The organism is Pseudonocardia pini, from assembly GCF_013870575.1.
GTDB lineage: Bacteria > Actinomycetota > Actinomycetes > Mycobacteriales > Pseudonocardiaceae > Pseudonocardia > Pseudonocardia pini.
This window is the reverse complement of record NZ_JACBXB010000121.1, coordinates 1-10,103: the sequence shown is the minus strand read 5'-3', so window position 1 is coordinate 10,103 and position 10,103 is coordinate 1. Positions and strand designations below refer to the sequence as shown.

Annotated in this window: 9 protein-coding genes; all 9 read right to left on the bottom strand. The window is 73.9% G+C overall.

The genetic code is table 11. From position 1 onward, the window contains the following. Window positions 1–474 (bottom strand): GNAT family N-acetyltransferase (locus tag H5J29_RS10065; RefSeq protein ID WP_312858141.1); only part of this gene is annotated, 474 nt, incomplete at its 3' end. A 13-nt stretch (window positions 475–487) separates the two neighbouring features. Further along, a complete protein-coding gene (locus tag H5J29_RS10060; protein WP_181780659.1) occupies window positions 488–2,872 on the bottom strand; it encodes an FdhF/YdeP family oxidoreductase in 2,385 nt (794 codons plus the stop codon). Beyond that, window positions 2,869–4,236: a coenzyme F420-0:L-glutamate ligase gene (locus tag H5J29_RS10055; protein ID WP_181780658.1), complete on the bottom strand. Its 1,368-nt coding sequence runs from the start codon at window positions 4,234–4,236 to the stop codon at window positions 2,869–2,871. Before H5J29_RS10055 ends, H5J29_RS10060 begins: the two co-directional genes overlap by 4 nt. Then, the gene (gene cofD / locus H5J29_RS34905; protein ID WP_181780657.1) at window positions 4,233–5,204 is read right to left on the bottom strand and encodes a 2-phospho-L-lactate transferase; all 972 of its coding nucleotides are present in this window, start codon (window positions 5,202–5,204) and stop codon (window positions 4,233–4,235) included. Before cofD ends, H5J29_RS10055 begins: the two co-directional genes overlap by 4 nt. A 16-nt stretch (window positions 5,205–5,220) precedes the next feature. Then, window positions 5,221–5,694 carry a glutathione peroxidase gene (locus tag H5J29_RS10045; RefSeq protein WP_181780656.1) on the bottom strand — a complete coding sequence of 158 codons (474 nt, stop codon included), beginning with the start codon at window positions 5,692–5,694 and terminating at the stop codon, window positions 5,221–5,223. Between the two features lie 10 nt (window positions 5,695–5,704). Continuing rightward, window positions 5,705–6,634: a DNA-3-methyladenine glycosylase family protein gene (locus H5J29_RS10040; protein WP_181780655.1), complete on the bottom strand. Its 930-nt coding sequence runs from the start codon at window positions 6,632–6,634 to the stop codon at window positions 5,705–5,707. Window positions 6,635–6,697: 63 nt separating this feature from the next. Beyond that, window positions 6,698–7,768, bottom strand: coding sequence for a mannose-1-phosphate guanylyltransferase (gene manB / locus H5J29_RS10035; protein ID WP_181780660.1), 1,071 nt, complete (start codon window positions 7,766–7,768; stop codon window positions 6,698–6,700). Window positions 7,769–7,784: 16 nt separating this feature from the next. After that, complete coding sequence (locus H5J29_RS10030; protein ID WP_181780654.1) at window positions 7,785–8,711, bottom strand: glycosyltransferase family 2 protein; 927 nt, start codon at window positions 8,709–8,711, stop codon at window positions 7,785–7,787. Window positions 8,712–8,755: 44 nt separating this feature from the next. Then, on the bottom strand, window positions 8,756–9,802 hold the full coding sequence (locus H5J29_RS10025; protein WP_181780653.1) for a tetratricopeptide repeat protein: 1,047 nt from the start codon (window positions 9,800–9,802) through the stop codon (window positions 8,756–8,758). Between the last annotated feature and the right edge of the window lie 301 nt (window positions 9,803–10,103).

Genomic DNA, 10,103 nt, shown 5'->3' with positions numbered 1-10,103 from the left:
CACGACACGGGTGCCGTCGTCGACCTGGACGGCGCCGTCGGCGGCGAACCCGTGCCTGCGGTAGAAGGCCTGCGCCCGGGGGTTGGGGTCCGCGACCCACAGCGCCGCCGACTCGTGCGGGTGGACGACCGCGGCCAGCAGCGCCGGACCGGCGCCGGAGCCGTACTCGGCGGCGAGCACGTAGAGCACGTAGAGCTGCCGCGTCCAGTCCGCGTCGGCCTCCGGGGCCGGGCCCGACATCGCGATCCCCACGACCTCGCCCGCCCGCTCCGCCACCGCGACCCGGTTCCGCCGGTACCGCTCGTCGCCGAGCGCGGCGATCCAGAACCGCTCGCGGGCGGCCACCAGGCCCGGGTCGTCGAGGACGGAGTCGGGCATGAGCCCGCGATAGGTCTCCCGCCAGGCCTGGACGTTGACGCGGGCCATCGCCGCGGCGTCGTCCAGCCGGGCCGTACGAACCACCAGGGCGCTCACCCGCCGGAGTGTCTCAGGAGAGGTGCTTCACCTCGGGCTCGGACTTGTGGTCCCAGTCGTCGCCGATCTCCTCCTGCGCACCCCCGGAGTCACCCTCCTGGGAGCCCGCGCGGGCCAGCCTGACGACGACGGACTTCGACGCCGGCTGGTTGCTGCCCAGCGCGGTCGAGTCCAGGGGGACCAGGGGGTTCGTCTCCGGGTAGTAGGCCGCCGCCGTCCCGCGCGGGGTGTCGTACTCGACGATCCGGAAGTCCCGCGCACAGCGGAGGTGGTCGTCGCCCTCCCAGCGGGTGACCAGGTCGACGTGGTCACCGTTCGCGTAGCCGAGGGCGGCGATGTCCTCGCGGTGCAGGAAGACGACCCGCCTGCCGCCCTCGATGCCGCGGTAGCGGTCGGACAGCCCGTAGATGGTGGTGTTGAACTGGTCGTGGCTGCGGAAGGTCTGCAGCAGCACGTGGCCCTCGGGCACGTGCAGGACCTCGATCGGCGACACGACCATCTCGGCACGCTTCGAGGCGGTGTCGAAGGTCCGGGAGTCCCGCGGCGGGTGCGGCAGCACGAAGCCGCCGGGTCGCCGCGCGTTGACCTCGTAGCTCTGACAGCCCGGCACGACCCGGGAGATGTGGTCGCGGATGCGCCGGTAGTCCGCGCGCATGGCGGGCCAGTCGATGCCGTACCGGTCGCCGAGCGTGGCCTCCGCGATCGACGTGACGATCGAGACCTCCGAGCGCAGGTTCGGGCTCGCCGGGGCGAGCGGACCGCGTGAGGCGTGCACCGAGCAGGTCGAGTCCTCGACCGTCACGAACTGGGGCCCGGACTCCTGCACGTCCTTCTCGGTGCGCCCCAGCGTCGGCAGGATCAGCGCGGTCTTCCCGCCGACCAGGTGCGAGCGGTTCAGCTTGGTCGAGATCTGCACGGTCAGCCGGGTGTTGCGCAGCGCGTCGGCGGTGACCTCGGTGTCCGGCGCGGCCTGCAGGAAGTTCCCGCCGAGCGCCACGAACACCTTCACCGTGCCGTCGCGCATCGCACGGATGCTGTCCACGGTGTCGAAGCCGTGCTCGCGCGGGGGGTCGAACCCGAACTCCTGCTGCAGCGAGTCGAGGAAGCTCTCCGGCGGGCGCTCCCAGATCCCCATCGTGCGGTCGCCCTGGACGTTGGAGTGGCCGCGGACCGGGAACAGGCCCGCGCCCGGCCTGCCGATGTTGCCCTGGGCCAGCGCGAGGTTCACGACCTCCTTGATCGTGGCGACGCCGTTGCGGTGCTGGGTGAGCCCCATCGCCCAGCAGAACACCGTGGCCTTCGAGTCGCGCAGCAGCGCCGCGGCCTCGGTGATCTGCGCCCGGGTCAGCCCGGTGGACTCCTCGACCGTCGCCCAGTCGATCTCCGACACGTGCGCGCGCCAGGCGTCGAACCCTGTCGTGTACCTCTCGAGGAACGGGTGGTCGAGCGCGTCCCACTCCACGAGCAGCGAGCCCATCGCCTGGAAGAGCGCGAGGTCGCCGTTGATCTTGATCGGCAGGTGCAGGTCGGACAGCCCGGTGCCGTGCCCGACCACGCCCTTCGGCGTCTGCGGGTTCTTGAACCGCATCAGGCCCGCCTCGCGCAGCGGGTTGATCGTGAGGATCGTGGCGCCCGCCTTCTTGGCGTGCTCGAGCTGGGTGAGCATGCGGGGGTGGTTGGTCCCCGGGTTCTGCCCGGCGATCACGATGAGGTCCGCCCCGAGCAGGTCCGGCAGCGTGACGCTGGCCTTCCCGATGCCGATGGACTCCTGCAGCGCGATCGACGTCGACTCGTGGCACATGTTCGAGCAGTCGGGCAGGTTGTTCGTGCCGAAGGCCCGCGCGAGGAGCTGGTAGGCGAACGCGGCCTCGTTCGAGGCGCGGCCCGAGGTGTAGAAGGCGGCCTCGTCGGGCGAGTCCAGCGCCTGCAGCTCTGCCGCGACCAGCCGGAACGCCTCGTCCCAGCCGATCGGCTCGTAGTGCGTGCCTCCGGGCCGCAGCACCATCGGGTCGGTGATCCGGCCCTGCTGGCCGAGCCAGTACTCGGAGTGGGCGTCGAGCTCGGCGATGCTGTGCCGGGCGAAGAACTCGGGGGCCGCGCGGTCCTTGGTCGCCTCTTCGGCCACCGCCTTCGCGCCGTTCTCGCAGAACTCGGCGACCGAGCGGTGCCCGGGATCGGGGTCCGGCCAGGCGCAGCTCATGCAGTCGAAGCCTTCGGCCTGGTTGAGCTTCAGCAGCGTGCGGGCGGTGCGGTCGGGACCCATCCGCTCCAGGGCCCGCTTCAGCGACACCGCGACGGCGGTGGTGCCCGCCGCGTGGTCCTCCTGCGGGTGGACCTCTAGGTCCCCCTCGGAGAAGTCGGTGCGCTGCCGCTTGCTCGTCGGCCGGTGCGAACTCATGCCAGCGTATTCCCGGCGTGGCGGCGGCCAACCCTCGCAGAAGCGGGTACCCGTCGCGCACGACCTCCCCGGGCACCGCGGTGCTCGACGTCGATGGCACCCTCGTCGATACCGACCACTACCTCGCCGAGCTGCTGGGGACTAGACGGTCGCCGCGGTGGCCCCGCGGGCGACGAGGTCGGAGCCGCGCTCGTAGTCCTCGTCCGCCTCGTGGGTGGCCACCCCGACCGTCCGGCCCTCCGCGTCGGTGTACCAGACGGTGAACGCCCCGCCGCCGTGGTCGACGGTGCGGGCCTCGGTGTAGCCGTCGCCCCAGGCCGCGTACTTGAGCATGTGGTCGCCGATCTCGGTCCAGAAGCCCGGGACGGCGTCCCAGACCTCGTCGGGGGACGGCCGTCCGCGTCGAGGTCCGCGCGCCAGCGGTCCCGCAGGGCGTCGAGCACCGCGGTGCGGCGCACGGGATCGCGCAGCCAGACGAACCGGAACGGCGTGCTGTGGTGCGGCGCGGGCGCGGTCAACGCCACCCCGACGGCCCGACGCAGCGCCTCCGGGTCCACCGGTTCGGCACCGAACGAACGCGAGCTGCGGCGCAGTAGGACCGCCTCCCCGCGGCCCTGCGCGATCGCCTCGTCCGCACCGAGCCGGAACAGGTCCTCCTCGACGGGCCGGACGAGCTCGCGGGCGGTGGACCCGTCGTCACGGACGCCGAGGCCGCGCACCACCGCGACCGGCAGCCCGCCGAGCTTGCCCTTGACCAGGTCCGCGGCCCCCGCCACCTCGTCCGCCACCGCGACCTCGGTGACCAGCAGCTCGTTGCCCTCGGCATCGTGCGCGCCCGCGTACCGGTGGATCACCGTGAGACCCGCGGAACCGATCGCGACGTCCGTCTGCCCCACGCGCCACGAGCGCCCCATGGTGTCCGTGACGACCACCGCCACGTCCACACCGAGGGCCTGGCGGAGCCCGGCGCGCAGGCGGGCCGCGCTCGCGTCGGGGTCCACCGGGAGCAGGGCGAGCTCGTCCGTGCGGACGTTCGAGCCGTCCACGCCCGCTGCCGCCTGCACGATCCCGAGCTTCGACGCGACGATCAGTGTGCGTCCCTTGCGGGCCAGCACCCGCTCGGTCTCGCCGTCGATCAGCCTGCGGCGCAGGGCGTCCCGTTCCTCGGGGTCCGTGGGTGCGGGCACGAGCCTGCCCTCGGACTTGGAGAAGATCTTGGAGGTCACCACCACGACGTCGCCCGACCGCAGCCAGGGCGCGGCGGAGACGAGCGCCGCCGTCACGTCGTCCCCGGGGCGGAACTCCGGCAGCCCGTGGACGGGGAGGACCTCCAGCGCGCCGTCCGCTCGGTGGTCCCCGGTCACGGGGCGACCCCGGCGAGGTCGAACGCCGCCCGGACCATGTCCGCGGTCTTGTCCACGGAGGTCATCAGCAGCGGCACGGAGCGGACCTCGGCGCCCTCGATCTGCGCCGTGTCGCCGGTGTGGACCAGCCAGCCGTCAAGCAGGCCGCCCTTCGCGCGGCCGCCGTAGTGCCGCCCGACGCCCTCGGCGCTGGTCTCGACCCCGATCGCCGACAGGCACGCGTCGGCCATCCCGCGCAGCGGCGCCCCGCCGACGATCGGCGAGACCCCGACGATCCGCCCCCGCGCCCCGACCAGTGCCTGCGGCATCCCGGGGATCTGGATCATGGTGCCGATGCTGACGACCGGGTTCGACGGCGCGACGAGCACGACGTCGGCCCCCGCGATCGCCTCGGCCGCGGCGGGCAGCACCTTCGCCTCCTCCGCGCCGACGGAGGCGAACCGGTGCGCCGGGTACTTGGCCTGGTAGCGCACCCACCACTCCTGGAAGTGGATGGCGACCTGGGGCGGGTCGTCCTCCCCCGCCGCGGGGTTGTCGATCACGACGTGGGTCTCCACCCGGTCGTCCGACGCGGGCAGCAGCCGCACCCCGGGCTGCCAGCGGTGGCAGAGCGCCTCGGTGACCTGGGAGAGCGGGTATCCCGCGCGCAGCATCCGGGAGCGGACCAGGTGCGTGGCGATGTCCTTGTCGCCCAACCCGAACCAGCTCGGCTCGGCGCCGTAGGCGGCCAGCTCCTCCTTGACCGTCCAGGTCTCTCCCGCGTGCCCCCAGCCGCGCTCGGTGTCGATGCCGCCGCCGAGGGTGTACATGCAGGTGTCGAGGTCGGGGCAGATCCGGAGGCCGTGCATCCAGATGTCGTCGCCCACGTTGACCACCGCGGTGATGTCGTGGCCCTCGCCGAGGGCCTCCTTCACACCGAGCAGGAACCGGGCGCCGCCGACGCCTCCGACCAGGACCGTGACCTTCACGACGTCAGGCTACGGCTCAGCCGAGCAGACCCGAGATCGCGGCCACGACCTCCTCGGACTCCGGCTCGGTGCGGGGCCGGAAGCGCGCCTTGACCGAGCCGTCGGGGCCCACGAGGAACTTCTCGAAGTTCCACTGGACGTCCCCCGCGGCGCCGCTCGCGTCCGTGGTGTCCGTCAGCGCGGCGTAGACCGGGTGCCTGCCCGGCCCGTTGACGTCGACCTTCTCGGTGAGCGGGAAGGAGACCCCGTAGGTGGCCGAGCAGAAGGTGGCGATCTCCTCCGGGGAGCCGGGCTCCTGGCCGCCGAACTGGTTGCAGGGCACGCCGAGCACCGTGAAGCCGGGGCCGCCGAAGCGCTCCTGCAGCTTCTCCAGACCGGTGTACTGCGGGGTGAGCCCACACTTCGAGGCGACGTTCACGACGAGGACGGTCTTGCCGGCCAGATCGGGGAGCGGGGAGCCGTCGAGCGCGCTGAGAGAGCCGAGATCCACGCCGTCGAACCTACATCGCCCGGAAGTCGCGCGGGCTGAACCGTGGCCCGAACCTCGGTCGTCGGAAGCCGGACAGCTCCACGTACCGCACCGCCCGCTGCCGCTGCGGCCGGTAGGGCTCGAGGACCTCGAGCATCCCCGCGTCGTCGAGCGGGCGGCCGACCAGCGCCCAGCCGACCACGGTGGGGATGTGGAAGTCCCCGAAGCTGACGGCGTCGGGGTCCCCCCAGGACCGTTGGGCCACCTCCGCGGCGGTCCAGACCCCGATCCCGGGGATCTTCCGCAGCAGGATCCGCCCCTCCTCGCCGCCCAGCTCCACGGCCGCCTCGAGCCGGTGTGCCACGGCCGCGGCGGCCAGGATGGCGCGGCGCCGTGCGGAGTCGACGCCTGCCTTGTGCCACTCCCACTCCGGCACGGACCGGATCTGGGCAGGCGTGGGCGGGATCCGCATCCCGCGCGGCATGAGCTCTCCGGGTCCGGGGGCGGGATCGGAGAAGCGCCAACAGAGCTCGCGCCACGAGCGACGGGCCTCGGTGCCGGTGACCTTCTGTTCGAGGATCGCCGGGACGAGCTGGTCCCACACCCGTCGGGTCGCCGGGAACCGGATGCCGGGCCTGCGCCGGGCGACGTCGGCGATCAGCGGATGGTGCGCGACGAAGGACTCCGGGTCGTCCGCCGCGCCCAGCAGGGTGGGCAGTCCGTCGAGCTCCCAGGCCGCACCGGGCCCCCACCCCTTCGCGACGACCGTGCCGTCCGTACGGCGGGCGAGCCGCACGGTGGCGGGCCCGTCGGGGGTGGTGGAGGTGCGCCAGATCGCGGTGACCATCCCCGCGCCCTCGCCCACGGACCGCCACGAGGGATCCCCCCGTCCGCGGCGCAGCGGCCCGAGCACACCGGGCAGGTCGAGCCGGAACTCCGGCCGCCACTCCCGCTCGATCATGGGTCCTGCACCTTCGGTGGTGGGTGGCGACGGTCGCTCCGGCGACCCCACGCCACCCACGGGTCAGACGTCGGCGGAGAAGCGTACGCCGTGCGGGGGCAGCTGGACGTCCGGCCACACCCGCATGCCGCCCTTGAGCTCGCAGTGCGCGCCCACGACCGCGCGGTCGCCGATCACGGCGTCCCGCACGTGCGCGCCCTCCTCGATCCGTGCGCCCGCGCCGACCACGGAGCTCTCGACGATCGCGCCGGGGGCGATCACCGCGCCGTCGAACAGCATGGAGCCCTCGATCTTGGCCCCCTCGCCGACCACCACGTTGCGGCCGACGGCGGTGCCGCCGAACACGAACGCGTCCTTGGCGACCTCCGCGCCCTCCAGCACGATCGACTCGCCGGTCGGGCCGGGCAGCGCCGCCGACGGCGCGACGCCGCGGACCAGGTCCGCCGAGCCGTGCACCAGGTCGCCGGGAGTGCCCATGTCCCGCCAGTAGGCGTTGTCCACGTGACCGCTCACGCGGGCCCCGCGCTCGAGCAGGCCGGGGAAGGTCTCGCGCTCGACGGAGACCACGCGGCCCTTCGGGATCGCCTCGATCACCGAGCGCTTGAACACGTAGCAACCGGCGTTGATCTGGTCCGTGGGCGGGTCCTCGGTCTTCTCGAGGAAGGCCAGCACGCGGCCGTCGTCGTCCGTGGGCACGCAGCCGTAGGCCCGCGGGTCCTGCACGCGCACCAGGTGCAGCGTGACGTCCGCGTCCGTGTGGCGGTGCGTGTTCACGACGGCGCCGAGGTCCGTCCCGCAGAGGACGTCCCCGTTGAAGACCATCACGTCCTCCGAGGTCAGGTGCTCGGCGACGTTCGCGATCCCGCCGCCGGTGCCCAGCGGGGCCTCCTCGACGACGTAGGTCAGCTCCAGGCCCAGGCTCGTCCCGTCCCCGAAGTGGTCCTCGAAGGTGGAGGCGAGGTAGGAGGTGCCCAGCACCACCTTGCGCACCCCCGCGGCCTGGATCCGGGAGAGCAGGTGCGCCAGGAACGGCACCCCTGCGGTGGGCAGCATCGGCTTCGGCGCGGACAGGGTCAGGGGGCGCAGGCGGGTGCCCTTGCCCCCCACCAGCACCACGGCCTCGACGTCGTCCAGCACAGCGGTCCTCTCGTCAGTGAGCCGCGACAGCGGCCTGCGTCCGGGATGTCGACACCCGTGCCCGCACCGTTAGCCCTGCCCGGACGGCTGCGCGCAACGGCGCATTGGCCGCGCCCGGATGCCGGTCGGCCAGGTAGCGGTAGGCGCTTCGGTGGTGCTCGGCGAGCATCCGGGCGGAGACGTCGGCCTTGGTGGTGGACACCCCACCCGTGTGGACGACCTCGGCCGTGGGCACGTAGACGTTCAGCCAGCCCGCCCGGCCGAGCCGGTCGCCGAGGTCGACGTCCTCGAAGTACATGAAGTAGCGCGGGTCGAACCCGTCCACGGAGTCGAACGCCGTCCGCCGCAGCAGCAGGCAGGACCCGGAGAGCCACCCGGCGGGCCGCTCCTCGATCGCCGTGGACTCCTGGCGGTAGGTCCTGGACCAGGGGTTCTGCGGCCAGACCTTGCCCAGTACGGCGTGCCCGGCGCCGGTGGCGAGATCGGGGACCCGGCGCGCACTCGGGTAGACGGCGCCCGCGGGGTCCCGGATCAGGGGTCCGAGCGAGCCGGCCCGCGGGATCCGCGACCCGGCCTCCAGCAGGGTGTCGATCGAGCCCGCGCCGAACACGAGGTCCGGGTTCGCCACGACCACCCACCCGACCTCGGGCCCGAGCTGCGCGACCGCCCGGTTCGCGGCGGTGCCGTACCCGACGTTCTCCCCGATCCGCAGCAGCTCGACGCCCTCGCGCTCGGCGGCCGCCTCCGGTGCGCCGTCGACGGACCCGTTGTCCGCCAACACCACCCGCAGCGGACGGGTGGTGGCCGCGGGCAGCGAGTCGAGGAACGCCGCCAGCGTCTCCCCGGGTGAGTAGGTCACGGTCACGACCGCGAGCTCGTCCCCGTAGGTCCGGACCGCCGCGCCCGTGCTCGGCTCCGCACGCTCCGCCTCCGCCTCCATGGCGCCCGAGGGTATCGGTCGTGGGACGGGCGGCTCGGGCGGTGTCAGTCGTCCGTGGGATCCACGCCGTCGAGCTCGGCGAGCAGGGCCCCGGCCTCCCGGTCGCCCGCCCGCACCCCGGTCTCCAGGTACCAGCGCGCGACGTCCGGGCGGTCCGTCTCCACCAGGAACCGCCCGACGGTCAGCGGCCAGCCCGGCTCGTTGTGCCGCTCCGCCTCGCGGAACTCGTGCTCCGCGTCGGCCGTCTCGCCGCGGGCCACGAGGAACCCGGCGTAGGCGGTGTGCGCGCGGACCGCGCCCAGCTCTGCGCCCCGCCGGTAGAGCGCGTCCGCCTCGTCGACGCGACCCTGCGCGGCCCGCACGTCCGCCAACGCGACGAGCGCGTCGGGCCTGCGGTCGTCCGCGTACCGTTCCGCGGCCTCGGCGGCCCCCGTCAGGTCGCCGTCCTCCAGGTGTAGCGCGACGAGGTTGTCCGGGGCCTGCGGGTCGCCTGCGTCGGCGGCGTGGGTGAGCACCCGGGCCGCCTCCACCAGCCTGCGGTCGTCCCGCAGCAGCAGGGCCAGGTCGTTCGCGGCGGCGACCTCGCCGTGCGCCACCGCGGTGCGCAGCATGTCCTCGGCGCGGACGAGGTCGCCGAACTCGGCCAGCGCCACCCCCAGCCTGCCTGCGAACTCGGTCCGGCCGTCGGCGACGAGCGGGGTCAGCCAGTCGATCACGGCGGCCCAGGCTCCGGTGTCCAGATAGGCCCTGACCAGCAGGTCCGCGCCACCGGGCTCGGCCGAGGCGACGGCGCGGCGCAGGGGTTCGAGGGCCCCCTCGGCGCGGCCCTCCTCCAGGAGGGCGCGGCCGGCGTCGGACAACGGCGTGGGGGTGGGCTCGTCCGGGACGAGGATCGGGCGGACCTCCGCCACCGCCTCGGCGACGGCCTCGGCGATCGTCGGGGGGCCGCCCGGGACCGTCGTGAGCGCGGGGGCGGTGGGGTCGACCGGACCGGGCTCGACCGGTGCGTCCCGGGGATCGGGGATCGCTGCGGGCAGGACCGGACCGCGGGGGGCGGGCCGTGGTGCGTCGGGGTCGAGCTGCGCGGTCATCGGCGCCACCGTCTCTCGCCGGGCGTGTTCGGATGTGAAGTCTCTCACCGCTCCGGCGGTCCGGCAGTGCGGAACCATGATCACGAGCGGCCACCCCGCCGTCACTCTCCGGGGTGGACGGACCCGTGCGCGTGACACGAGGAGCCGACACGCCGGGCCACGCGCCGCGATCGTCGGCACCGATGCTGCACCCTCTAGGGACCGCCCGGACCCGGGTGGCCGAGTGGTGCGGAGGTGGCGTGGACCCGACAGGCGGTGGGCGCGCCTCCGGCTCGGGCCGGGTCCCCGGCGAGCGCAGGGC

Bases quoted from the DNA above. Each gene is read 5' to 3' on its own strand.
- H5J29_RS10025 (WP_181780653.1), bottom strand. From the start codon at position 9,802: ATGACCGCGCAGCTCGACCCCGACGCACCACGGCCCGCCCCCCGCGGT.
- H5J29_RS10040 (WP_181780655.1), bottom strand. From the start codon at position 6,634: ATGATCGAGCGGGAGTGGCGGCCGGAGTTCCGGCTCGACCTGCCCGGT.
- H5J29_RS10030 (WP_181780654.1), bottom strand. From the start codon at position 8,711: ATGGAGGCGGAGGCGGAGCGTGCGGAGCCGAGCACGGGCGCGGCGGTC.
- H5J29_RS10060 (WP_181780659.1), bottom strand. From the start codon at position 2,872: ATGAGTTCGCACCGGCCGACGAGCAAGCGGCAGCGCACCGACTTCTCC.